The 23545-nt window shown below is 69.7% G+C and carries 24 protein-coding genes; 11 read left to right on the forward strand and 13 right to left on the reverse strand.

The genetic code is table 11. The features are described 5' to 3' along the window. Positions 1-25: 25 nt before the first annotated feature. Both OHB24_RS40910 and OHB24_RS40915 read left to right on the forward strand, forming a co-directional pair. Positions 26-442 (forward strand): YciI family protein, encoded by a 417-nt coding sequence (locus OHB24_RS40910; protein ID WP_327636344.1) that lies wholly within the window; start codon positions 26-28, stop codon positions 440-442. A 56-nt stretch (positions 443-498) separates the two neighbouring features. Then, positions 499-1707, forward strand: coding sequence for an RNA polymerase sigma factor (locus OHB24_RS40915; RefSeq protein WP_327636345.1), 1209 nt, complete (start codon positions 499-501; stop codon positions 1705-1707). 140 nt (positions 1708-1847) lie between these two features. Here the strand turns inward: OHB24_RS40915 and OHB24_RS40920 are convergent, their stop codons facing one another. The 3 genes from OHB24_RS40920 to OHB24_RS40930 are packed head-to-tail and all read right to left on the reverse strand — an operon-like array spanning position 1848 to position 5729. Next, complete coding sequence (locus OHB24_RS40920) at positions 1848-3314, reverse strand: carboxylesterase/lipase family protein (protein ID WP_327636346.1); 1467 nt, start codon at positions 3312-3314, stop codon at positions 1848-1850. A gap of 8 nt (positions 3315-3322) precedes the next feature. After that, entirely contained in the window at positions 3323-4453 is a 1131-nt protein-coding gene (locus tag OHB24_RS40925) for a D-alanine--D-alanine ligase family protein (RefSeq protein ID WP_327636347.1), read from the reverse strand. Positions 4454-4511: 58 nt separating this feature from the next. Further along, positions 4512-5729, reverse strand: a complete 1218-nt coding sequence (locus tag OHB24_RS40930; RefSeq protein WP_327636348.1) for a cytochrome P450 — start codon at positions 5727-5729, stop codon at positions 4512-4514. Between the two features lie 227 nt (positions 5730-5956). Here OHB24_RS40930 and OHB24_RS40935 point away from each other — a divergent pair, with 227 nt between their 5' ends. Together OHB24_RS40935 and OHB24_RS40940 are read left to right on the forward strand one after the other, a co-directional pair. Continuing rightward, complete coding sequence (locus tag OHB24_RS40935; protein WP_327636349.1) at positions 5957-6565, forward strand: TetR/AcrR family transcriptional regulator; 609 nt, start codon at positions 5957-5959, stop codon at positions 6563-6565. A 13-nt stretch (positions 6566-6578) separates the two neighbouring features. Further along, positions 6579-7691 (forward strand): trans-sulfuration enzyme family protein, encoded by a 1113-nt coding sequence (locus OHB24_RS40940; protein WP_327636350.1) that lies wholly within the window; start codon positions 6579-6581, stop codon positions 7689-7691. Here the strand turns inward: OHB24_RS40940 and OHB24_RS40945 are convergent. Together OHB24_RS40945 and OHB24_RS40950 are read right to left on the reverse strand one after the other, a co-directional pair. Beyond that, positions 7675-8844 carry an MFS transporter gene (locus tag OHB24_RS40945; RefSeq protein WP_327636351.1) on the reverse strand — a complete coding sequence of 390 codons (1170 nt, stop codon included), beginning with the start codon at positions 8842-8844 and terminating at the stop codon, positions 7675-7677. The genes OHB24_RS40940 and OHB24_RS40945 overlap by 17 nt on opposite strands. Then, positions 8841-9602 carry a DeoR/GlpR family DNA-binding transcription regulator gene (locus tag OHB24_RS40950; protein ID WP_327636352.1) on the reverse strand — a complete coding sequence of 254 codons (762 nt, stop codon included), beginning with the start codon at positions 9600-9602 and terminating at the stop codon, positions 8841-8843. The genes OHB24_RS40945 and OHB24_RS40950 overlap by 4 nt, the downstream gene beginning before the upstream one ends. 52 nt (positions 9603-9654) lie before the next feature. On the opposite strand from OHB24_RS40950, the gene OHB24_RS40955 reads away from it, so the two are divergent. Beyond that, the gene (locus OHB24_RS40955) at positions 9655-10836 is read left to right on the forward strand and encodes an MFS transporter (RefSeq protein WP_327636353.1); all 1182 of its coding nucleotides are present in this window, start codon (positions 9655-9657) and stop codon (positions 10834-10836) included. Positions 10837-11144: 308 nt separating this feature from the next. After that, entirely contained in the window at positions 11145-11678 is a 534-nt protein-coding gene (locus OHB24_RS40960) for a GNAT family N-acetyltransferase (RefSeq protein ID WP_327636354.1), read from the forward strand. On the opposite strand, the gene OHB24_RS40965 is transcribed toward OHB24_RS40960, so the two are convergent. Next, the gene (locus OHB24_RS40965) at positions 11624-12319 is read right to left on the reverse strand and encodes a FadR/GntR family transcriptional regulator (RefSeq protein ID WP_327636355.1); all 696 of its coding nucleotides are present in this window, start codon (positions 12317-12319) and stop codon (positions 11624-11626) included. The genes OHB24_RS40960 and OHB24_RS40965 overlap by 55 nt on opposite strands. Positions 12320-12403: 84 nt before the next feature. On the opposite strand from OHB24_RS40965, the gene OHB24_RS40970 reads away from it, so the two are divergent. Continuing rightward, positions 12404-13582: a CynX/NimT family MFS transporter gene (locus tag OHB24_RS40970; RefSeq protein WP_327636356.1), complete on the forward strand. Its 1179-nt coding sequence runs from the start codon at positions 12404-12406 to the stop codon at positions 13580-13582. On the opposite strand, the gene OHB24_RS40975 is transcribed toward OHB24_RS40970, so the two are convergent. Together OHB24_RS40975 and OHB24_RS40980 are read right to left on the reverse strand one after the other, a co-directional pair. After that, positions 13575-14273, reverse strand: coding sequence for an SDR family oxidoreductase (locus OHB24_RS40975; protein ID WP_327636357.1), 699 nt, complete (start codon positions 14271-14273; stop codon positions 13575-13577). The genes OHB24_RS40970 and OHB24_RS40975 overlap by 8 nt on opposite strands. Continuing rightward, positions 14255-15115, reverse strand: a complete 861-nt coding sequence (locus OHB24_RS40980) for a helix-turn-helix transcriptional regulator (RefSeq protein ID WP_327636358.1) — start codon at positions 15113-15115, stop codon at positions 14255-14257. Before OHB24_RS40980 ends, OHB24_RS40975 begins: the two co-directional genes overlap by 19 nt. Before the next feature lie 125 nt (positions 15116-15240). On the opposite strand from OHB24_RS40980, the gene OHB24_RS40985 reads away from it, so the two are divergent. After that, positions 15241-16716 carry an MFS transporter gene (locus tag OHB24_RS40985; protein ID WP_327636359.1) on the forward strand — a complete coding sequence of 492 codons (1476 nt, stop codon included), beginning with the start codon at positions 15241-15243 and terminating at the stop codon, positions 16714-16716. On the opposite strand, the gene OHB24_RS40990 is transcribed toward OHB24_RS40985, so the two are convergent. Together OHB24_RS40990 and OHB24_RS40995 are read right to left on the reverse strand one after the other, a co-directional pair. Then, positions 16649-17656 (reverse strand): sugar phosphate isomerase/epimerase family protein, encoded by a 1008-nt coding sequence (locus tag OHB24_RS40990; protein WP_327636360.1) that lies wholly within the window; start codon positions 17654-17656, stop codon positions 16649-16651. The two genes, OHB24_RS40985 and OHB24_RS40990, sit on opposite strands and share 68 nt — an antisense overlap. A gap of 10 nt (positions 17657-17666) precedes the next feature. Then, on the reverse strand, positions 17667-18755 hold the full coding sequence (locus OHB24_RS40995) for a Gfo/Idh/MocA family protein (RefSeq protein WP_327636361.1): 1089 nt from the start codon (positions 18753-18755) through the stop codon (positions 17667-17669). Positions 18756-18829: 74 nt separating this feature from the next. Here OHB24_RS40995 and OHB24_RS41000 point away from each other — a divergent pair, with 74 nt between their 5' ends. Next, on the forward strand, positions 18830-19948 hold the full coding sequence (locus OHB24_RS41000; protein WP_327636362.1) for an ROK family transcriptional regulator: 1119 nt from the start codon (positions 18830-18832) through the stop codon (positions 19946-19948). Here the strand turns inward: OHB24_RS41000 and OHB24_RS41005 are convergent. Genes OHB24_RS41005 through OHB24_RS41015 form a run of 3 tightly spaced genes read right to left on the reverse strand, consistent with a single transcriptional unit; the run spans position 19945 to position 22648 of the window. After that, positions 19945-20859, reverse strand: a complete 915-nt coding sequence (locus tag OHB24_RS41005) for an aminoglycoside phosphotransferase family protein (protein ID WP_327636363.1) — start codon at positions 20857-20859, stop codon at positions 19945-19947. The two genes, OHB24_RS41000 and OHB24_RS41005, sit on opposite strands and share 4 nt — an antisense overlap. Further along, entirely contained in the window at positions 20856-21860 is a 1005-nt protein-coding gene (locus OHB24_RS41010) for an NAD(P)H-dependent glycerol-3-phosphate dehydrogenase (RefSeq protein ID WP_327636364.1), read from the reverse strand. The genes OHB24_RS41005 and OHB24_RS41010 overlap by 4 nt, the downstream gene beginning before the upstream one ends. Continuing rightward, positions 21857-22648 (reverse strand): lysophospholipid acyltransferase family protein, encoded by a 792-nt coding sequence (locus tag OHB24_RS41015; RefSeq protein WP_327636365.1) that lies wholly within the window; start codon positions 22646-22648, stop codon positions 21857-21859. The genes OHB24_RS41010 and OHB24_RS41015 overlap by 4 nt, the downstream gene beginning before the upstream one ends. A 16-nt stretch (positions 22649-22664) precedes the next feature. Here OHB24_RS41015 and cofC point away from each other — a divergent pair, with 16 nt between their 5' ends. Both cofC and OHB24_RS41025 read left to right on the forward strand, forming a co-directional pair. Then, positions 22665-23336 carry a 2-phospho-L-lactate guanylyltransferase gene (cofC, locus tag OHB24_RS41020; RefSeq protein WP_327636366.1) on the forward strand — a complete coding sequence of 224 codons (672 nt, stop codon included), beginning with the start codon at positions 22665-22667 and terminating at the stop codon, positions 23334-23336. Between the two features lies 1 nt (position 23337). Further along, positions 23338-23544, forward strand: a complete 207-nt coding sequence (locus OHB24_RS41025) for a hypothetical protein (RefSeq protein ID WP_327636367.1) — start codon at positions 23338-23340, stop codon at positions 23542-23544. Position 23545: the final 1 nt, after the last annotated feature.

Genomic DNA, 23545 nt, shown 5'->3' on the forward strand with positions numbered 1-23545 from the left:
GGTGCTCGGAGGACGGGAGAAGCTGATGAAGTACATGATCCTGACTTACGCGTCGCAGCAGGACTACGACGGGATGGCGGGGAAGGACACGGGGAAGCCCGCCTGGCAGCCGGAGGACTTCGCGGCGATGGGGGCGTTCATGGAGAAGTTCAACAACGAGCTGATCGAGTCGGGTGAGCTGGTCGAGACGCGCGGGCTGGCGGCGCCGGTGCTGACCCGGCGGCTGGGGTCGAAGGACGGGCAGTCGGTGGTGACCGACGGGCCGTACGCCGAGACGCAGGAGGTGCTCGCGGGGTACTGGATCGTCGAGTGCGAGTCGTTCGACCGGGCCACGGAGATCGCGGCGCGGCTCGGCGACACGCCGGCGCCCGAGTTCGTCCGCGCGACGGCGTACGCGGACATCCGCCCGCTCGTCGAGGGTCGCGACGAGCTGGTGGAGTGATCGACGATGACCGCGCTTCTGGGTGGGCTGCCGGCGTGGTCGTGGGGCTGTGACTCATGACCGCGCCGCTCGAGGAGCTGTTGCGGGGGCTGGCGCCGCAGGTTCTTGGGGCGCTGGTCCGGCGGTACGGGCATTTCGACACGGCTGAGGACGCGGTGCAGGAGGCGCTGCTGGCGGCGGCGCAGCAGTGGCCGGTGGACGGGGTGCCGGACAGTCCGCGCGGCTGGTTGATCACGGTCGCTTCCCGTCGGCTGACGGATCTGCTCCGGCGGGAGCAGGCCCGTCAGCGGCGGGAGGACCGGGTCGCGGCGTGGGCGCTGCCAGGTGAGCCTGTCGGGGACGCCGACGACACCTTGGTGCTGTTGTTCCTGTGCTGCCATCCGTCGTTGTCGCCGGCGTCGCAGATCGCGCTGACATTGCGGGCGGTCGGTGGTCTGACGACGGCGGAGATCGCGCGGGCGTTCCTGGTGCCGGAGGCAACCATGACGCGGCGGATCACCCGGGCGAAGGCGAGTGTGCAGGACAGCGGCGCGCGGTTCACGATGCCGGCCGATCGCGACGAGCGGCTGGGTGCGGTGCTGAAGGTTGTGTACCTGATCTTCAACGAGGGTTACGCGAGTACGACGGGGCCGAGCCTGCAACGCGTCGAACTGGCGGCCGAAGGGATCCGGTTGGCGCGGATGCTGCACAGGCTGCTGCCGAATGACGCCGAAGTGGCTGGGTTGCTGGCGTTGCTGTTGCTGACGGATGCGCGACGGCCGGCGCGGACAGGGCCTCTCGGCGAGCTGGTGCCGATGGCGGAGCAGGACCGGTCGGTGTGGATCCCGGAGTTGATCCGGGAGGGCGTCGAGCTGATCACGAAGACACTGCCGCGGGGGCCGGTCGGGCCGTACCAGCTGCAGGCGGCGATCGCGGCGGTGCACGACGAGTCGCCGACGGCCGAGGAGACGGACTGGCGACAGATCGTCGCGTTGTACGAGGTGCTGCTGCAGCTCACCGACAACCCGATGGTTGCCCTCAACCACGTGGTCGCGATCGCAATGGCGCGAGGTCCGGACGAGGGGCTCGTGTTGCTGGGGTCGATCGAGCACGACGACCGAATCGCCAAGGACCACCGCCTGTCGGCAGTCCGAGCACATCTCCTGGAGATGTCCGGCGACGCTGCGGGCGCCCGAGCGGCGTACGAGGAAGCAGCAAGCCGCACAACCAGCGTCCCCCAACAACGCTACCTACACGCCCGCGCGACCAGCCTCCCCAACACCTGACCCTCCTCAACACCTGCCCCCGCCCACCACCCCCGCGCCGCGTCACGTTCCGGGGGGGTGCCTGCGAGCCGGGGGGTTTGAACAGGTTATTTCCCGTGCCCTCGGACCGGTTCCTGTGCACTGGGCGCCGGATGCGTGGGTTAGCGGCGGGTGTGCCAGGTGAGGCGTTCTTCGGGGCGGTCGTTGGTGGTGGTGCCGGAGGCTGTGTTGAAGTGGCGGCTGATGCGTTGTGCGGAGGTGTAGGGCGGCCAGCCGGGGTCGCCTGTGGTGGCGAAGTCGATCCATGCGCGGTGGACGAGGTCCGCTAGGTGTTGGGGTGGCGCGGGGCCGAGCATCGGTGCGCTCGATGGGTCGTCCAGGTTGTCGAAGACGAATGCGAGCTCAAGTCCATGGCACGCGCCGAGGGCGCCGTCGCAGGCCGGCGATCGCCAGCCGAACTCGTAGACGTACGCGCCGCGGTGGGCCTCGGCGAGGCGGATCGCGGGGACGCGGTAGTACGAGTCCGTCATAACGGCCGCCAGCACATCACCCGCCGCGGCACCAGGGCGGTTGGCGCGGTAGCGACGTACGCCGTTCACGGGCAAGCCGAAGCGAAGCGCGGCAGCGGCGTACAGGAACGGCGTGTTCATCCTGGCGCCGACGCCGGTCGGCACGAGGAAGAGCCGCGCTTCCTCGCTGTTCGTACCGATGAGAAGGTCCACATCAGCCGCAGCGCCGGACCGGATGCGGTCGAGCGGCGCGGCGGGCAGAAGTTCACCGTCGACGACGGGACTGAACAGCAGCAGCGTGCGGGCAACGTCACCCCATACCTTGGCGCGCGGCTTCGCCGCCACCTGCTGACTGAGATTGTCCTGCGCAGCAAGCAACTGCGGGACAGGCACCCGAGCGATCGCCTCACGCGTCGGCGCCGTACCGAGTGCCGCGGCCAAGCGAGCGCCGACCTGGCGCGCGGACGACGGCCCGATCGTGTTGTGGCCGGCGCCCGACTCGGCGATCGCCCGATGGAACAGGCCCTCGGCAGCGGGCATCGCGAGCAAGGTGCAGACGCTCATCGCACCGGCCGACTCGCCGAAGATCGTCACGTTGCCCGGGTCGCCGCCGAAACCGTCGATGTTGTCGCGGACCCACGTCAGCGCCGCGATCTGGTCGAGCAGCCCGAGGTTCGGCGTACCGTCACCGAACCACAGGAACCCGTCGGCGCCCAGCCGGTAGTTGATCGTCACCAGTACGACGCCGTCGCGGGCGAACCGCGTGCCGTCGTACACGGACAGCGCGCCGGACCCGCTCGTGAACGAGCCGCCGTGGATGAACACCATGACCGGCGCCCGCCCGGTCAGCCCCGGCGTCCACACGTTGAGGTTCAGGTAGTCGTCGCCCGGGATGATCGTCCGCGGGATCAGTTCACCCATGACGCCCTCGGTGCGGGTCTGCGGCGCGGTCGCCCCGTAACCACCCGCGTCACGGGGCGACGTCCACGGCTCCGGCGGTCGCGGCGGCTGGAAGCGGTTCGGGCCGACCGGCGGCGCGGCGTACGGAATGCCCTTGAAGGACAGCACGTCGGCGTCGGTTCCCCGGACGGGGCCGTACTGCGTGCTGACGACGGGCATCCGGTGGGTCAGCGGAGACCGGTCGGGCGGGTCATGGCCAGTTGCAGGAGATGCTCGACGAGGGCCGCGTAGTCCTTGCCGGAGGCCGCCCACAGCCGCGGGAACATGCTGGTCGGCGTGAACCCAGGCATCGTGTTGATCTCGTTGATGACCACGCGGTTGTCGGCGTCCAGGAAGAAGTCGACCCGCGCCAGCCCTTCGGCCTCGATCGCGTCGAAGGCGATCAGCGCCTTCGCGCGGACCTCGTCGGCGATCTCCGCAGGCAGGTCGGCCGGCACCGAGAGCGCCGTGTACTCCTCGCCCTCCGGCAGGTACTTGGTCTCGAAGTCGTAGAAGTCGTGCCCGCCGCCCGAGACCGCGATCTCGCCGCAGACGCTGACCTGCGGGTTGCCGCCGTTCGGGCTGCCGAGGACCCCGACCTCGATCTCCCGCGGGCTCTTCGCCGACGCCTCGACGATCACCTTCGGGTCGTGCGCCCGCGCGAACGCGACCGCCTCGTCGAGCTCGTCCAGGCTGTTCACCTTGCTGATCCCGAGGCTCGACCCGCCGCGGGCCGGCTTCACGAACACCGGGTACCCGAGCGCGTCCACCGCAGCGCGGCACGCGTCGGCGTCCCGCATCCAGTCCCGGTCGCGGATCACGACGTACGGCGTGACCTCGAGCCCGGCGGCCTGGAAGACGACCTTCATGTAGTGCTTGTCCATGCCGACGGCGCTCGCGAGGACGCCGGAACCGACGTACCGGATGTCGGACATCTCGAGCAGGCCCTGGATGGTGCCGTCCTCGCCCCACGGGCCGTGCAGCAGCGGGAAGACCACGTCGACCTCGCCGAGCGTGCTCGGCACCTGGTCGGGTTCGCTGACCACGAGTTCGCGGTTCGCGCCGAACAGCACCGGCATCGCGGTCACATCGACCTCGGGGAGCTTGCCGTCGGTGATCGACAGCCGCTCGGGATCACCGCTCTCGAGCACCCAGTGCCCGCTGGTACTGATGCCGACCGGGACCACGTCGTACTTGTCCCGGTCGATGACCTGCAGGACGTTCGCGGCGGTCACGCACGAGATGGCGTGCTCGCTCGACCGGCCGCCGAAGACGACGGCCACACGAGGCTTTCGCTGACTTTCTGAGTACTCACTCACCGGCTCGACTGTAGCGGCCCTGAGATCAGGTTCCGACCGGGGTTCGGTTAAGAACCCTTCAGATCGCAGTAGGTAGCGGCTGGTCCCAGGTGACTGGCAACGCTGTCACTCCGTACACGAGTGTGTTCTCTCGGTAGTCGATCTCGTCGATCGGTACGGCGAGTCGCAGCGTCGGAATGCGGGCGAACAGCCGCGTGAACACCTCCTGCAGTTCGACCCGTGCGAGCTGCTGGCCGATGCACTGGTGCGGCCCGAACCCGAATGCGACATGCGCCGCGGCGTTCCGCTCCAGATCCAGCCGGTCCGGGTCCTCGAACACGCTCTCGTCGCGGTTGGCCGAGGACAGCGCCGCGATCAGGTAGCCGCCCGCGTCGATGGTCATCGGACCGACGGGCAGGTCGTCGGTGACGTACCGGAAGAGTCCGAAGTGCACCACGGACAGGTACCGCAGCAACTCCTCGACCGCGGCCGGTGCGAGCGAGGGATCGGCCCGCAGCGCATCGAGCTGCGCCGGATTCGCTAGCAGCGCTAGCGTGCTGAGCGCGATCATGTTCGCGGTCGTCTCGTGGCCGGCGATCAGCAGCGTGACCCCGACCGTCACCAGCTCCTCCAGGCTCAGCGGCGTACCGAGCTCCTCGCCGCGAGTGATCAGCCGGGACAGCAGGTCGTCCTCGCGATGCGCCTGCTTCGCCAGCACCAGCCCGACGATGTACTGGTTCAGCTCGTCACTGGCCCGCCCGATCTCGTCGGTCCACCCGTCGACCCGGACGAGCAGGGCGCTGCGCTCCTGGAACTCGTCGCGGTCCTCGTACGGGACGCCCAGCAGCTCGCAGATCACCAGCGACGGGATCGGCAACGCGAACTCCTGCACCAGATCGACCGGTCCGCCGGCCGCCAGCATCGCGTCGATCCGCGACTCGATCATGTCCGCGATCCGCGGCCGCATCGCCTCCATCCGCTTGACCGCGAACTCGGTCGCCAGCATCCTCCGCAGCCGTTTGTGCGCCGCCCCGTCCACCTGCAGGATCGACCCGGACTCCACCTCCCGGTCCAGATCCGCATCCGGTACGACGTGATCGGACGGCGCCAGCCGTGAACTCAGCCGGCCGTCCCGGAGCAGGGTGCGCACGTCGTCGTACCGGCTGATCACGTACGCGTCGACACCGGCCGGCGTGGACACCTTCGTGGGCTCCTCGGTACGGCGGAACGCGGCGTACTCCTGCGCCGGATCGAAGGGGCAGCCGGACGGCCTGCGAACGGGGAAACTCTCGGTCATGGGGCCTCCCGGCCTGGACTGAGGAGCGGAGGGAGCGAAGCGACCGGAGCGACGAGGGAAGGCCGGGAGTTCCAGCCCCATGACCCGCCGCGCCGGAGGCGTGGCATATGCACCGTCATCGCGCGCCCTCTCGTGGGAATTTGGTAGTGACTACCATATGGCTGACGCTTCCGATAAGGAACAGGCTGCGGCGCGTCGGAGGCGGTACCCTGCCCGCGGAGGTGCTGATGGGACTGCGCGAGGTGAAGCGGGAGCGGACCCGCCGGCTGATCGCGGACAAGGCGTTCGAGCTGTTCAGCGACAACGGGTTCGGCCGGACGACGGTCGAGCAGATCGCGGCGGCGGCCGAGGTCGGGCCGAGCACGCTGTACCGGTACTTCCCGACCAAGGAGGGGCTGGTCCTCGAGTTCGTCGACGACTGCCTGGCCGACGCGGTCGACTGGTTCCGTCAGCAGCCCGCCATGGACCTGCGGGACGGCCTGCGGGCCGTCATCGAGCGTGTCCTCGAGCAACTCGAGCGCAACCCGGACCGGATCCGCGCGGTGTTCGACCTGGCCGAGCAGGCCGGGTCGGTGAGCGCCCACCTGAACGAGCTGATCTGGCGCTTCCGCACCGATCTGGCCGATGAGCTGGTACGCCGTCTGCCCGCCGACGACCTGCGCCGCTCGGAGTTCGTGGCCGCACTGTCCGCGGGGATCGCGATGAACATCATCGAGACCGTGGTCCGCGTCTGGGTCGACACGCCGGACACCGTCGAGGCGAAGGCGCTGGCCCGGCGCGCGATGCGCCTGCTGTCCACCGGCGGCGTCCCGCTCCCCGGCGCACAGGACGCCTGAAAGACTTCGAGGCATGACTCCTGACCTCGATCCGTCCACCGTCGTCGTCCACGCAGGCCGGCCGGAGCGGGTGCCGAATGCTCCCGTCGGCGAGTCCCCGGTCTTCAGCTCGACGTACGTCGCCGGCGGAGATCGCGGCTACGGGCGGTTCGGGAACGACGCGTGGACCGCGCTCGAGGAGACCCTCGGCGAACTGGAGGGTGGCCGGGCGCTGACGTTCGCCTCCGGGATGGCGGCCGCGGCGGCGCTCATCGACCTGATCCCGGTCGGTGGCCGCGTGGTCGCGCCGCAGCACGCGTATTCCGGCGTACTCGCGCTCCTCGACCAGCAGGCCGCGACCGGCCGGCTGAAGGTTGACCGCGTCGACATCGCCGACACCGACGCTGCCGTCCAAGCGGTCGACGGCGCCGACATGCTCTGGATCGAATCACCGACGAACCCCGCGATGGAGGTCGCCGACATCCCGGCCCTCGCCGCCGCCGGTCGTGCCGCCGGCGCGACCGTCGTCGTCGACAACACGTTCGCGACTCCCCTGCTCCAGCAGCCGCTGCGGCTCGGGGCGGATGTCGTGATGCACTCGGCAACCAAGTTCATCGCCGGTCACTCGGACGTCCTCCTCGGCGCGGTCGTCACCGCGGATGACGAACTGTGGTCGGCGATCGACCTGCGTCGCCGCAGCCTCGGTGCGATCCCGGGCCCGATGGAGGCCTGGCTCGCGCTCCGCGGCCTGCGCACGCTGGCACTCCGCCTCGAGCGAGCCCAGTCGAACGCAGCGTTCCTGGCCGAGCGACTGCGCGAGCACCCGCGCGTCAGCCGGGTCCGCTACCCCGGCCTGCCGGACGACCCGGGGCACGACCGCGCCGCCGCGCAGATGTCCGGCTTCGGTGCGATCCTCGCCTTCGAACTCGGCGGTGACGCGGCCGGCGCCCAGAACGTCTGCGAGAGCACCGAACTCTGGGTACACGCGACCAGCCTCGGCGGCGTCGAGTCGATGCTCGAACGCCGCCGCCGCTGGCCGATCGAGGTCCCGACGATCCCCGAGGACCTGATCCGCCTGTCCGTCGGCATCGAACACCCCGACGATCTGTGGGCCGATCTCGAGCAGGCGCTCAGCGCCGGGATTTGAGCACCGGCCCGCCGAAGAACGTCAGGACGCACAGGACGACCGGCAGGATGAACGCGATGTTCAGCGGCATCCAGTGCGCGAGGCCGCCGATCAGTGCGGGACCCGCGAGCAGGCCGACGTACCCGAGGCCGACGACGCGGGCCATCAGGGCGCCGGACGAGCGCGGGTCGAGGTTGCCGGCGGCGGTGAACAACTGCGGTACGCCGCCCGCGAGGCCGAGGCCGAAGATCGCCCAGCCGACGAGCGCGACCGGCACCCACGGTACGACGATCACCAGCGTCAGACCGACCGCGGCCATCGCGGCGCCCCAGCGCACGATCGCCGCCGGACCGACGACGGCCGCGACCCGGTCGGTGAGGAAACGTCCCACGGTCATCGCGACCGCGAACGCGCCGTACGCGAAGGCCGCCGTACTGACCGACGTGCCGAGGATGTCGCGGAAGTGCAGCGCGGCCCAGTCGTTGGCCACACCCTCGGCCAGCATCAGGCCGAACGCGAGCCCGCCGAGCGCCCAGACCAGCTTGGCCGGCGGCTTCTCCCGCGGCGTCTCCTCGTCCGCGTCCTCCTCGGAGATCGTTGCCTCCAGCAAAAATCGGCTGGCGGCGAGCGCGATCGCGATGCAGACCAGGCCGGACAGGCCGAGCGTGACCTCGGTCGGTACGCCGCCCTTCAGCGTGGCCGCGCCGATGACGGCGGCGATCGCACCGCCGATCGACCACATCGCGTGGAAGGCGGCCATGATCGGTCGCGGATAGCCGCGCTCGACCACGACGGCCTGCGCGTTCATGCCGACGTCGATCGAGCCGTTGCCGAAGCCGACGAGGATCAGCGTGAGCCCGAGCGTCCACCAGTTCGTGGCCAGGCCGGGGCCGAAGAGCGCGATGCCGAGCAGGATGCCGGCCGCCGGAACGAGGCGGCGCTGGCCGAGCTTGTCGACGAGCGGTCCAGCGACCTGCATGCCGATGAACGCGGCGCCGCCGAGGACCAGTAGGAGCAGTCCGAGCGTGCTGTGGGTGATCCCGGTCTTCTGCTCGATGCTCGGGATGTGCACGACCCACATCCCGACGGCGAAGCCGTTCAGACCGAAGTACAACCAGGTGGCGACACGAGCGGCTCGGGGCGGTGCGGTCTGCAACTGTTCGGTGGCGGTCAAGGAGCCACCTCTACGAGTACGCCGCGTTGGGTCAGCATGGTTCGTTGGTCCTCGGGGGCTGAGTCGTCGGTGATGATCAGGTCGGGGCGGTCTGCCGGGCAGACGTAGGCGAGGGCGGCGCGGTCCCACTTGGCGCCGTCGGCGAGCACGATGGTGCGGGTGGCCACGTTCATCGCTTCCTGCTTGACCTCCGCGTCGCCCAGGTCGAAGGCCGTCAGTCCGGCGTCGAGGCTGAACGCGCACGGGCTCAGTACGGCGGCGTCGAACCGCAGCGCACGCAGCGAGGCAACGGTCAGCGGACCGACCAGCGACAGCTCTCCCTTGCGCGCCTCACCGCCCGGCATCAGCAGCCGGATCCGCGGGGCGTCGGCCAGTTCGTGCGCGACGTGCAGCGACAGCGGCATCACCGTCATCGACCGGTCGTGCAAGAGCTTCGCGGTCTCGAGGGCCGTCGTACCGCTGTCGAGCACGATCGTCTCGCCGTCGCGAAGGTGCTCGACGGCGGCGCGGGCGATCGCCTGCTTGGCGGCGACGGCGGCCTGGGCACGCAACGAGTGCGGCGGCTCGAGGCCGGACGGCATCGCGGACACCGCGCCGCCGTGGACGCGCTTCAGGACGCCCTGCGCCGCCAGGAAGTCGAGGTCGCGGCGGACCGTCATGTCCGAGGCCTCGGTCGCTTCGACCAGTTCCTGGACCGACACTCGGTCAACGCCTCGTAGTCGTTCTACGATCACTTGGTGCCGTTCCGCACTTCTCATGCGCAGAAAACTACCATCCGCCTGATCGTTCAAACAGATTGTTTGTTTGCTTGTGACTGATGACACCACACTCGTGAAGCGGTCGCGGTACGCCGTGGCCGCGGTCTTCTGCGTGCACGGATCGGTGACCGGGTCGTTCGCGACCCGGGTGCCCTGGATCCAGGAGCACGCGGGGGTGTCCGCGGGCCAGCTCGGCCTGGCGCTCGCATTCCCGGCGCTCGGCGCGGCGCTGATGATGCCGCTCGCCGCCCGGGTCAGTCACCGATTCGGGACCCGCGCCGCGCTCCGCGGGCTGCTCGCGCTCTGGACGCTTGCCCTGATCCTGCCGTCGTTCGCTCCCGGCCTGCTGACGTTGTGCGCCGCGCTGCTGATCTACGGCGGTACGGCGGGAATGGCCGATGTCGTCATGAACGCGCTCGGCGTCGAGATCGAGCACCGGCTGAAGAAGTCGATCATGTCCGGGCTGCACGGCCTGTGGAGTGTGGGCGCGCTGCTCGGATCCGCGGTCGGGACGGTCGCGGCGCATGCGAATCTCAGCGCGCAGATCCATCACACGGTCGCTGCCGTCGTACTGACGATCGTCGGTGCGGTGGTGTGTCAGTTCGTGCTGAACATCCATCCCGAGGACGACGAGGAGCCGCCGGCGCGGTTCGCGTTGCCGCCGAAGTCGGCGTTGCTGATCGGGGCGGTCGGGTTCTGCGCGGTGTTCGCGGAGGGCGCGAGCCTGGACTGGTCGGCGGTGTACCTGCGCGACATCCTGGGCAGCTCGGCGGGTGTCGCGGCGGGCGCGACGACCGGGTTCGCGTTGACGATGGCGATCGCACGGCTGACCGGTGACGCGGTCGTCGACCGGTTCGGCGCCGTACGGACGGTGCGCTGGAGCGGCGTGATCGCGACCCTCGGCGGCCTGCTCGTGGTCCTCGCACCGAACGCGATCCTCGCGATGGCCGGCTTCGGCCTGATCGGCATCGGCATCGCGGTCGTCGTACCGCTGGCCTTCGCCGCCGCCGGCCACACCGGCCCGAACCCGAGCCAGGCGATCGCCGGCGTCGCCACCATCACCTACGCCTCCGGCCTGGTCGCCCCGTCGATCATCGGCGGCATCGCCCAGGCCAGCAACCTCACCATGTCGTTCATCGTCGTCACCGCACTGGCGGCCGGGCTGGCCGTGTTCGCTCGTGTCCTCGCCACGAGTCGGCCAACCAGGGCAGGAGCTGAACCACTCCAAAGCTGACCTCCATCACCAGGAACACCGCGAGGATCCTGGGAGCGCCTTGCGCCAACGCGTACGCCTGCCAGGACGCGAACAGCACACGCGCGACCCCGTCGTACAAGCCGTGCAGCGGCAAGGTCCGGACGAGGCGAAGGAGGTGACCTGGCTGCATTACGTCCGTACGGCGCAAGCGCAACTCGCAGCCCCGCGCCGACCTCACCGACCGCATCGGCACCGGCTGTCCGCTTCGGCCGGTGTAGTCACCTGGCGGACAGCACCGGGTCAGCTGTTCCTGTGGTGATACGAATCATGGGGTGACGACTTTTCGGGTGGCTGGGGCAGAGGATGCGGCGGCGGTTGCGGAGTTGCATGGGGACAGTTGGCGGCGGCATTACCGAGGGGCTTATGCGGACGCCTTCCTCGACGACGAGTCGCCCGAGTACCTGGGGGCGATGTGGGCCAAGCGGCTCGCGGCGCGCGACGGTACGTTCACGACGGTGGCGGAGTACGACGGGCAACTGATCGGGCTCGCGCACGTGGTGTACGACGCGGATCCGAAGTTCGGCGCACTGGTCGACAACCTGCATGTCTGGGCACCGCGTAAGCGGCAAGGGATCGGCACGCGACTGCTCGCACTCACGGCCGAGACGGTGCGGGACACCGGGATCTACCTGTGGGTGCTCGAACAGAACACCGCCGCACAAGGCTTCTACGAAGCACGCGGCGGCATCCAAGGCGACCTCAAGGAGGTACCGCCGCCGGGTGGCGAACCGCGTCGCCTCAACGGCCGGCCCGCCTGCTTCAGGTACTACTGGCCGGATCCCGCGACCTTGACGGCCTCGATCAGCGCGTACGACGCCTGACTCGCCGCCTCGGGATCGCCGGCCCGGATCGCGTCCAGTACGTCGACGTGCGCGTCGAGGATCCGGTGGTCCTCGGGGATCGTCGCGGTTTCCCGGATCGACTCGGCGAGAACCTCGGCGAGCGCGTCGTACAACCGCAGCAGCAACGGGTTCCCGCTCGCCACGACAACACCGCGGTGGAAGTCCGTGTCGACGGCCACGAACGCGTCCAGGTCCCCCGCCGCCAATGCGGCACCGCGGGCTTCCAGCGCGTCGGAGAGCGGCGTGAGGCTGGCCGGATCCGCGTGCTGAGCGGCCAACCGAGCCGCGGCCGCCTCGATACCAGCGCGGGCGTCTAGGACGTGCGTGAGCGACGCCGAGAGCTCGTCCCGGACCAGTACGCCGCTGATCTCGTTGGTCGCCCGTACGTAGGTGCCGTCACCGACCCGCGGCTCCAGCAAGCCGGTCAGGCTCAGCGAGCGCAGCGCCTCCCGCACCGTGCCACGGCTGACCCCTAGCTCGCTGGCGAGCTGATTCTCGCCGGGGATCCGCGACCCGCGCGGCCAGGCTCCGGACTCGATCTGCGCCCGGAATCGCTCCGAGACCTGCAGCACGAGCGGCACCTGCCGCACCGGCCCTTCGAGTGACCTGTTCAACGACATCACCTCTTCACGCGTAGCGTACAGTGTAAATGTAGGACATCTACACAAGAGGAGAGGTGTGTTGTGGCGGTACTGTCCGAACCCATGGCTCGAGAGCGGTCGGCGCTGATCACCGCGACGGCCTTCGTGGTCGCGTTGAGCCTGCGGCCGGCACTGACCGCGGTCGGTCCGGTGCTGCCGCGGATCGGGCTCGATCTGCACCTCGGTGAGGCCGCGCAGGGTCTGCTGGGCACGCTGCCGCTGCTCGCGTTCGCGGTGGCCTCTCCCCTGGTTCATCTCGCGTCGCGGCGGTTCGGGATGGAGCGGGCGGTGTTCGTCTCGCTCCTGGTGCTCGCGGCGAGCAGCGCGCTCCGCCCGTACACGGGTCAGGCAGGCCTCTGGATCGGTACGGCGGTGGTCGGCGCCGCGATCGCGGTCGGCAACGTGCTGGTGCCGGTCATCATCAAACGCGACTACGCCGGCCACGTGTCCCGCGCGACCGGTGTCTACACGGCCTTCATCACCGGCGGCGCCGCGATCGCCTCGATCCTCGCCGTACCGATCGCCGACGCGGTCGACTGGCGGCTGTCATTGGCGGTCTGGGGCGGCCTCGCCGTACTCGTCGCCGTGATCTGGCTGCCGCGGACGCTGTCGCCGGAGCCGGTGCCGCCGGCAACGACAGACGGCGACACTCCCCCGGTGAGCGTCTGGCGGCAGCCGATGGCCTGGCTGGTGACCGGGTTCATGGGCCTGCAGTCGACGAGCTTCTACCTGTTCGTGAACTGGCTGCCGACCATCGAGATCGCGACCGGCGGCGTCTCGGAGCGGTCCACCGGCGTGCACCTGTTCGTCTTCCAGGTGTTCGGTCTGATCGGCGGGCTCAGCATTCCGCTGTTGCTGAAGCATCCGACCAACCAGCGGGCCGGCTTGATGACCGCGAGTGTGCCGATTCTCCTAGCACTGCTAGGTCTGTTGCTGGCGCCGCACCTGGCGATCGTCTGGGCGATCGTCGGTGGGCTGGGTCAGGGTGCCGGACTGGTCGCCGCGCTCTCGCTGATCAGCCTCCGCGGCCGCGGCCACCACGAGACCACACAACTGTCCGGGATGGCGCAGGCGGTCGGCTACACGCTCGCCGCCGCAGGCCCGGTCGTCGCGGGCTACCTGACCCAGGTAACCGGCGGCTGGAGTACGACGCTGACCGTGTTCGCGACGCTCTCCGCCACACAGGTCATGCTCGGCTTCGCAGCCGGCCGCGACACTCGCAGCGCGATCGAGATCAGTTGACCTGGCCGGCGGGCCGCAGAACGAGGTGGTTGATGTCCACGCCTTCGGGTTGATTCACGGCGAACAGGATCGCCTCGGCGACCTGCTCGGCGGTCAGTGTCGGCGCCGCTGCGGGTGATCCACCGCGCTCGTCCCAGAATGGGGTGTCCACAATCCCTGGGGCGACAAGAGTGACGCCGACGCGGTCCTTGGCCACGAGGAGTCGGACGTTCTCGGCCAGGGCGTGCGCGGCCCATTTGGTGACGGAGTACAGGTTGCCGGGCGTGTTCCTGGTGCCCGCGACCGAACCGACGATCACGATCCGGCCCTTGGACATCCTCAGGTGTGGCAGTGCCTCGCGTACCAGCAGAGCCGGGCCGAGGATGTTGGTGAGAACCATGGCACGCATGGCCGCAGGGTCGTGGTCCTCCAGCGTGCCGGGCAGGGAGTACCCGGCGTTCGCGATCACCGTGTCCAATCGACCCCACAAGTCCACGACTTGACGCACGGCAGCGGCGACGTGGCTCTCGTCGCCGGCATCACCGGTGATGGTCAGCAGCCGCTCGCCCGCTCCGGTGGAGGTGGCGAACGCGGCCAGGCGATCGGCATCGCGGCCGGTGATCGCCAGACGGTGGCCTTGCTTGAGCAGGACACGGGCAGTGGCCGCACCGATCCCGCTCGAACCGCCGGTGATCAACGTGACGGGTTCCATGGCACGACCTCCTCGGAGACGGCGAGGTCGAGGAGCGTCATCGCGTCGTGGTCCGGGCTGCCGGGCGGCGCCATGTAGACGATGAGGCGCTGGCCTTGTGCGCGGTTCAGCGACAGCCCTTCGTGCGAGAGCGTCATCGTGCCGACCTCCGGGTGCCGGAGCGTCTTCTCGCCGTCGCCGATCGTGCGCACCTCGTACCGCTCCCAGAGCCGGTTGAAGTCGGGGCTCTTGACGATCAGCTCTCCGACAAGTGCAGCGAGATCCGGGGCATCCGGATCGGTGCCGGCGAGCGCCCGTAACTGGGCGACGCACCCCTTGGCCTTCTGTTCCCAGTCCGCCCACAGCTCGCGGGCAGCCGGGTGCAGGAAGACGTATCGGACGGTGTTCCGCTGCTGCTCCGGCCAGTCGGCGAGGCCGGGGAACAGCCGCAGCCCGCCGGGATTGGCCGCAAGCAGGTCGTTGGTGCGGCTCACGACGTACGCCGGGTTGGGCCGGAGCGTCTCCAGAAGCTGCCTGACGGTCGGACGTACCCGCCGCGACGGCAGGGGACGGGGTTCCGGCGCACGCCGCGCCGCCCGCGCCGCCAGCTCGCGCAGGAAGCCGCGTTCCTCCTCGTTGAGGCGGAGCGCGTCGGCCAGCGCCTCGACCACGGAGGGGCTCGGATGGGTCTCCTTGCCGCGTTCCAGACGTACGTAGTAGTCAATGCTCACACCGGCCAGCGCCGCCAGCTCCTCACGGCGCAGACCCGGCGTACGGCGCGTGCCGGTTCCGGCGGGTAGCCCGACGTCTGCCGGACGTAGGTCGCCACGGCGAGCCAGCAGGAACCTCCCGAACTCGGTCATGTCTTCATCTTGCCAGCGTGTGGTCACGAGTCCGGCCAGGAGCGTGGCCCTGTCACACCCCCCGACGGCGCACCCTGGAAGATCACGGTCTGCCTGGCCCTCGCGAACCGCACCAGCCTGGACGGATGACCACTCCTGCACCAGCCCGCGTGTCACATGATGCCCGGCAACGCACGGCCGCACCGAAGCTCGTCCTGGCGACCACGTTCATGGGCATCTTCCTGCTCAACTTCAACGCCATGGCGATGAACGTGGCGCTTCCCGGGATCGGGCGGGCCTTCGGCGGCAGCATGGCGGGACTGCAATGGATCGTGGACGCCTACACGCTGATGTTCGCCGCGCTCTTGCTGTCCGCGGGTGCGCTCTCCGACCGTATCGGGGCGAGCCGCGCGTTCGGCGCCGGCGTCGCGGTCTTCACGGCCGCCTCGGCGGCCTGCGGACTGGCACCGGGGCTGGGCGCGCTGGTCGCCGCCCGCCTGTTCCAGGGGAGCGCGGCGGCGATCATGCTGCCCTCCTCACTCGCCCTCGTCCGGCAGGCCTTCCCGGACGCGGCCGAACGGGCACGGGCCATCGCGTTGTGGACCGTCGGCGGAGCCGTCGCGGTTGCCGCCGGCCCGGTGGTCGGCGGGGTGCTGTCCAGCATCCTGAGCTGGCGGGCGATCTTCGTCGTCAACCTACCCGTCGGCATCGCCACGCTCGCGGTGTTGACCCGCGTGGAGCGTTCGCCGCGCCGTCCCACGCCGCTCGATCCGTACGCCCAGCTCACGGCGATCGTCGCGCTCGCGATGCTCACCTTCGCCGTGATCGACGGCGGGGAGAACGGCTTCGGCGAGCCTCTGGTGCTGGGCGGCCTCGGGCTCGCAGCGGTGGCTACGGCCGCGTTCATCATGATCGAGGCACGTACCGCCGCGCCGATCGTCCCGCTCGGCCTGTTCCGTTCGCGCACGGTGTCGGTTTCGGTCACGATCGGCTTCGTCGTCAATGCCGCGTTCTACGGGTCGGTGTTCGTGCTGAGTCTGTTCTTCCAGGACGTTCTGAACCTGTCCGCCATGGCGACGGGGCTGATGTTTCTGCCGATGCTGGTCGTGATCGCCGGGGCCAACCTGGCGTCGGCCAAGGCTGCGGCACGCTGTGGGCCGCGGATGCCGATCGCCGTGGGACAAGCGATCTTCGCGCTGGCGATGTTCGGCCTGCTCTGGATGGACGAGGGGACGAGCAGACCAGTGATTGCGGCGATGCTCATCCCGATCGGCCTCGGCCTGGGTTTGGTCGTACCTTCCCTGACCGCCGTCCTGCTGAACGACATCGCCGCAGACCGCGCCGGAATGGCTGCCGGGATCCTGAACTCGTTCCGGCAGACAGGCGGCGCGCTCGCGGTGGCCGTCTTCGGAGCCTTGGTCGCGGACCGACGTGAGTTCGTTGTGGGCCTACGGGTCGCCCTATCCATCGCGGCTGTGCTGCTGGTGGCCACCACAATCGCGGCTTGGGGAGGGTTTCGTCCCGTTTCGGGTAGAAAACCCTCCCCGAGTTCGGCTACTTGTCGGTGGCGAAGGCGGCGTCGAAGGCGGCTTCGGGCTTGTCGAAGGCGAGGGCGCGGATGACGTTGACCGCCTCCGCCGCGCCGACCTTGCGCTCCATGCCGGCGTCCTCCCACTCGACCGAGATCGGGCCGTCGTAGCCGATCGAGTTCAGCACCCGGAAGCAGTCCTCCCACTGCACGTCGCCGTGCCCGGTGGAGTAGAAGTCCCAGCCACGGCGCGGGTCGCCCCACGGCAGGTGCGAGCCGAGCCGGCCGTTGCGCCCGCCGCCGACCCGCATCCGGGTGTCCTTGCAGTCCACGTGGTAGATCCGGTCCTTGAAGTCCCAGAGGAACGCGACCGGGTCGATGTCCTGCCACACCATGTGCGACGGGTCCCAGTTCAGGCCGAACGCCTCGCGGTGGCCGATCGCCTCCAACGTCAGCGTGGTCGTCCAGTAGTCGTAGGCGATCTCCGACGGGTGCACTTCGTGCGCGAACCGGACGCCCTCCTCGTCGAACACGTCGAGGATCGGGTTCCAGCGGTCGGCGAAGTCCCTGTACCCGGCCTCGATCCGCTCCGCCGGCACCGGTGGGAACATCGCGACGTACTGCCAGATCGACGAGCCGGTGAAGCCGATGACGGTGTTCACGCCGAGCTTCTTGGCCGCGCGGGCCGTGTTCTTCAGGTCCTCGGCGGCGCGCTGCCGGACACCTTCGCCGTCGCCGTCGCCCCAGATCCGGGACGGCACGATTGCCTGGTGCCGGAAGTCGATCGGGTCGTCGCAGACCGCCTGCCCCACCAGGTGGTTGGAGATCGCGAAGACCTGCAGGTTGTACTTCTCCAGGATGTCCTTGCGGCCCTGGACGTACGAGTCGTCGTCGACGGCCTGCTGGACGTCGAAGTGGTCACCCGAGCAGGCGATCTCGACGCCGTCGTACCCGGCCTCGGAGGCGAACTGACAGACCTCCTCGAACGGCAGGTCGGCCCACTGACCGGTGAACAACGTGATCGGGCGTGGCATCTGAAGGCTCCTAAGAGTTGTCGACGGTGATCCAGGCGCTGTCGTCCGCGGCGGACCGCAGTACGGCGTCGACCACACGAGCGGACCGCGCTCCGGCGGCGAAATCGGGCAGGCCGTCCGGGCGATCGCCCAGTACGGCGGCATAGCTGTCGGCGACGAACGAATCGAACGCGTCCTGGTACCCCTGTGCATGCCCGGCCGGCAGCCGGTTCACCCGAGCCGCAGGCGGGCTCAAGGTCTCCGGGTCGCGCGTCAGTAGCTGCGAAGCGGTACGACGGCCGACCCACAGGCGATCCGGGTCCTCCTGGTCGAAGCCGAAGCTCGACTCGGTGCCCGACACCTCGAGGTACAGCCGGTTCTTCCGGCCGGCCGCGACCTGGCTGACCACGATCGTCCCGACCACACCGGCCTCGGTCCGGAACTGTGCCGTGGCCAGATCCTCGGTCCGTACGTCGACGCCGCCACGCTGCGCCCGTACCGTCCGAAGCTGGGCGCTGATCGCGGCGATCCGATCGCCGGTGACGAACTCGGTCAGGTCGCACCAGTGCGAACCGATGTCGGCGAACGTGCGCGACGGTCCACCGGTCGTGTCGTCCACGCGCCAGTTCTCGTCGTCCGCGCCGGCCAGCCAGTCCTGCAGGTACGAGCCGTGCAGGCTCGTGATCACGCCGGCGTCGCCCGCGGCGATCCGGGTGCGCAGCTCGCGGACCATCGGGTGGTAGCGGTAAACGAACGGCACCGAACCGACCAACCCGGCTTCGACCGCTGCGGCCTGCAGTCCCGCTGCGTCCTGCACCGAGGTGGCGAGCGGCTTCTCGCAGACCACGTGCTTGCCCGCTTCGAGGGCCTTCAGCGCGACGTCGCGATGCGTGTTGTTCGGCGTACAGATGTGGACCACGTCGATATCGGCGGCCAGCAGGTCGTCGAGGGTCGCGAAGCCGCGCTCGGCACCGGTCGCCTCCGCCGCGGCTTCGGCTCTCGCAGGCGACGAGCCGACGGCGCCGACCACGGTCGCTCCGGAGACCAACGCGGACCTGCCGTGGACCTGGCCCATGAAGCCGCCGCCGACGATCCCTACCCTGAGCCGTTTGGTGGACACGTCGTAGGACGCTATGGGACCCTTTTGAACCCTGTCAAGCAAAAGTCCACGGCCAGTACGACGAAAGTCCGGTGATGAGCGATCTCGGTACGGCGGATGCGGTGTTGCGGCTGCTCCTCGACGGGCAACCGCGGACCCGCGCCGAACTGATCGAGCGCAGTGGGCTTGCGCGGTCGACTGTGACCGGGCGGATCGAGGCGTTGCTCGCGGAAGGGCTCGTTCTGCCGTCGGGTGAGGCGGCGTCGACGGGTGGCCGGCCGCCGGCGCGGTTCCGTTTCAACCCGACCGCGCGCCTCGTACTCGCGGCGGACGTCGGCGCGACGCACCTGTCCGTCGCCCTCACGGACCTGGCCGGCGAAATCCTGCACCGCTCGACGACGCCGCTGAAGATCGCCGAAGGACCCGAAATCGTCCTCGCTGCGGTCGCCCAGGCAGGACACGCACTGCTGCGTGAGGCGCGAAGATCACCGGACGATCTGGCGGGCACCGGCGTCGGACTGCCCGGACCGGTCGAGCACAGCACCGGGCGGCCGAACCATCCGCCGATCATGCCGGGCTGGGACTCGTACGACGTGGTGGGTCGACTGAGCCGGGAGCTTCCCGGGCCGGTACTGGTCGACAACGACGTGAACATCATGGCGCTCGGCGAGCACGCCACGACGTACCCGGACGTCGAGCACCTGCTGTTCGTGAAGGTTGCCACCGGCATCGGGGCGGGCGTGATCAGCGGCGGCCGGTTGCACCGTGGCGCGCAAGGGGCGGCCGGCGACATCGGCCACATCCAGGCTCCCGGACATACCGAGCTCTGCCGCTGCGGCAACACCGGCTGCCTGGAAGCGATCGCATCCGCAGCCGCACTCGCCGGCACGCTCGGCGTCGAGACCAGCCAGGACATCGTCGACCTCGTCCGAGCGGGCAACACGACCGCGACCACCGCCGTACGCCAAGCGGGTCGCGAGATCGGTACGGTCCTCGCCGCGGCCGTCAGCCTGCTCAACCCGTCCGTGATCGTCGTCGGCGGCTCCCTCTCCCAAGCCGGCGACAGCCTGCTGGCCGGCCTCCGCGAAGCCGTCTACGCCCGATCGTTGCCCCTAGCCACAACCCACCTCCGCGTAGTCCGCTCCCAAGCCGGTCACGACGCAGCCCTCCTGGGCGCCACCACCCTCGTCCTCAACCAGGTGCTGCAGGCCTAGTCGGTCCAGCTGACAGCGAGCTCATCGATCAGGCGGAGGATCTCGTCGAGCTGGCTGCCGCCTCGGGCTCGGCCGAAGCCGTTGCGGCGGCCCCCGAACGAGGACTGTACGGCGATCAGCTGAAGCCAACGGCCGATGGGTTCGGAGTCGATGCCTGATGCCTCGGCGAACTGCCCGGACTCGGCGCGCAACTGCCGCAGCAGGTCGTCCGCGCGGAGGCCGCCCCCGACGAACAGGTGGTAGGCCCGGGTGCGGAGAAAGATCGCGGCGTCGAACGCCGGGTCGCCGACGTGGCCCTTCGGGTCGACGGCCAGCCACGGTTCGCGGTCCGCGCTGAGGATGTTGCGCGGGTGGAAGTCGCCGTGGATCAGGATCTCCGGCTGATGGCGGCCGAGGTCGTCGACGACCTCGAGGGCCGCGTCCACCACCGCCGCGGGCAACGGATGATCCAGCTCGGCGGCGTCCTTGCGGAGCTCGTCCGCCCACCCGTCGGCCTGCTCCGACAACCGCGGCAGGCCGTCCGGAGCCGGGATGGTCAGCTGGCGATGCAGTACGCCGGCGATCGTGACGACGTCCTGGTCGTGCTCGAGCAGCGTCGAGGGATGCGCTCGTTCGAGGAGCATGGCGTAGCGGGCGTCGTCGCGTTCGTACAGCTTGACCGCCCCACGACCGCCCCACGCCTCGAACGCATCCGGCTCGTGATCGTTGCCGGGGTGCGGGAACGACACCTTCAGAGCAGCGCCGCGCACCGGCACGACGACACCCACCTGGCCGTACATCACATCACCGTCGACCGTGCAGTCCCAACGCGCCAGCAGGTCCTCGATGATCCCCGGCAACTCGGCCAGCCACGCCGAACCTGCCTCGCCCTCGCGCGCGACAGTGCTGTCCGCGAACGCTGCTGGAATCAACCCCAGCGCTCCGACTTCGCTGAACGGGACACCAGGCTGAACAGCATGTCCTTCGGGGTCATCTCACCGGCGACGACCTTGGTGACGTGTTCGGCGATCGGCATCTCCACGTCGTGGTGGTGTGCCAGTTCGCTGATCGACGCGCAGGACTTCACGCCCTCGGCGACCTGCCGGGTCCCGCCGGCGATCTCGGCGACACTCATGCCCTGACCGAGCTTCTCGCCGAAGGTACGGTTCCGCGACAACGGAGACGAGCACGTCGCCACCAGGTCGCCCAGCCCGGCCAGCCCGGAGAACGTGTGCTCGTCCGCGCCCAACGCCGTACCCAGACGAGCGATCTCGGCCAGGCCGCGGGTGATCACCGACGCCCGGGCGTTGTCGCCGAACCCGAGACCGACCGCCATCCCGACCGCGAGCGCGATCACGTTCTTACAGGCGCCGCCGAGCTCACAGCCGACGACGTCGTTGTTCGTGTACGGGCGGAACGTCGGGGAATGGCACAACTTCTGCAACCGCGCCGCGGTCCCCTCGTCGGCGCACGCGACCACGGACGCGGCCGGCTGTCCTTCGGCGATCTCGCGCGCCAGGTTCGGCCCCGAGACCACCGCGATCCGCTCGGGACCGGCGCCGGTCAGCTCCGCGATCACCTCGCTCATCCGCTTCGTCGTACCGAGCTCGACGCCTTTCATCAGGCTGACCAGCGGTACGGCGTTCGGCAGCACGCCGGCCCAGTCCGCGAGGTTCTCACGCAGCGACTGCGACGGCACCGCGAGGACGACGGCCTCCGCCCCGTCGGCCGCCGCGGCGGGATCGTGCGTCGCGGTGATCGCCTCCGGCAACCGCAGTCCCGGGAGGTAGTCGGGGTTCTCGTGCGCGGAGTTGATCTCCGCGCACAACGTCTCCCGCCGGGCCCACAGGGACACCTGGTTCCCCGCATTCGCCAGCACCACGGCGAACGCCGTACCCCAGGACCCCGCGCCGAACACCGCGACTTTGGTCATGCCTTCTCCTCACCTTCGGCTTTCCGGGCCTTGCGCAGGTCGTAGAGCTCCTTGGGCGGGGTCTCGCCGCGCAGTTCGCCGAGGGTCTCGGCCACCCGGGCCATGATCACCTCGGTTGCCTCGTGCAACAGCTGGTTGGTCAGCGGCTTGCCCGCGAAGGCGCTCAGGTCGACCGGCGCCCCGGCCCGCACCTGCAGGGTCTTGCGCGGCAGCAACCGGATCCGGACCTTGCCGGTGTACGACTGGATGATCTCCTGCGCGCCCCAGTTCGCGACCGGGATCACCGGGCAGCCGGTCATCAGCGCGATCCGCGCGGCGCCGGTCTTGCCGGTCATCGGCCACATCTCGGGATCGCGGGTGATGGTTCCCTCCGGGTAAACGCCCACACACTCACCGCGTTCGACCGCGGCCACCGCGTCCCGGAACGCGTCCGCGGCCTGCGCGGAGTCCCGGTACACCGGGATCTGGCCAGCGCCGCTGATGATCTTCCCGGCCACCGGGATCTTGAACACCGACGCCTTCCCGAGGAACCGCGGGATCCGCCGGCACTCCCAGATGAAGTAGCCGAGCACCACCGGGTCGAAGTGCGAGATGTGGTTCGGCACGTACACCACGCCGCCCGTGCGGGGCATGTTCTCCCGTCCGGTGAACCGGCACTTGGTGAACACGATCATGAACGGCTTGACGATCGCGACGATCACCCCGAACCAGAACCCACGCGGCGGCCGTGGGTCCGCCTGCCTCGCGTCCACAGGTGCCTCCTGGTGCTCATGATGGCCGTCGGTCATGGGAGAATCCTGCCTGATGGCAGACCTACAGGTCGCTCCCTGGACCCTGGTGATCCCGGTGAAGCGTACGGCGATCGCGAAGAGCCGGCTCGCTCCGGCCTACCCTCAGCACCGTCCCGAACTGGCCCGCGCGTTCGCTGTCGACACTACTGCGGCCGCCCTCGGTTCTCCCCTGGTCCAGGCGATCCTGGTGGTCACCGACGACCCGCTCGTCGCCGCGGACGTGACGGCCGTGGGAGCGCACGTGGTCCCCGACCTGCCCGCCGCCGGTCTCAACGAAGCCTTGCTGCATGGAGCCACTGTGGCCGCTGCCGAGTTCGGAGGCAACGGAATCGCAGCCCTGTCGGCTGATCTTCCCGCGCTCCGCCCGGCCGAACTGACCGCTGTCCTCGCAGCCTGTACGGCGCCGCGCTCGTTCGTGGTCGACCAGCCCGGCACCGGTACGACGATGCTCGCCGCGGCGGCCGGGGTGGCGCTGGATCCGCGCTTCGGTGTGGGTTCCGCCCTGGCGCACCAGGCGTCCGGGGCGATGCCGATCGAGCTGACCGCGATCGAGTCGGTACGGCGTGACGTCGACACGGCCGCCGATCTCGCGCACGCCGTACAACTGGGAGTCGGCCCGGCGACCGCGGACGTGATGTCGCTGGTGCTCGGCGCCGCGACCGGGACCGAAGGGCTAGCCTGCTGACATGCAGGCAACCGTGAGCCGCTACGACGGCGAGACATTCTCCGGCGCAGTGCTGACGGACACCGGGATCGAACTCCCGTTCACCGTGCACGCCGTCTCGGACACCCCGGTCCGGCACCTCCGCGTAGGACAACGGGTACGCATCGAGACCACCGGTTCGGGTGCGGCGCTGGCGGTCACCAAGGTGGAGTTCGCAACCAAGCTGTAGA

Source organism: Kribbella sp. NBC_00482 (assembly GCF_036013725.1).
In the GTDB taxonomy this organism is placed as follows: Bacteria; Actinomycetota; Actinomycetes; order Propionibacteriales; family Kribbellaceae; genus Kribbella.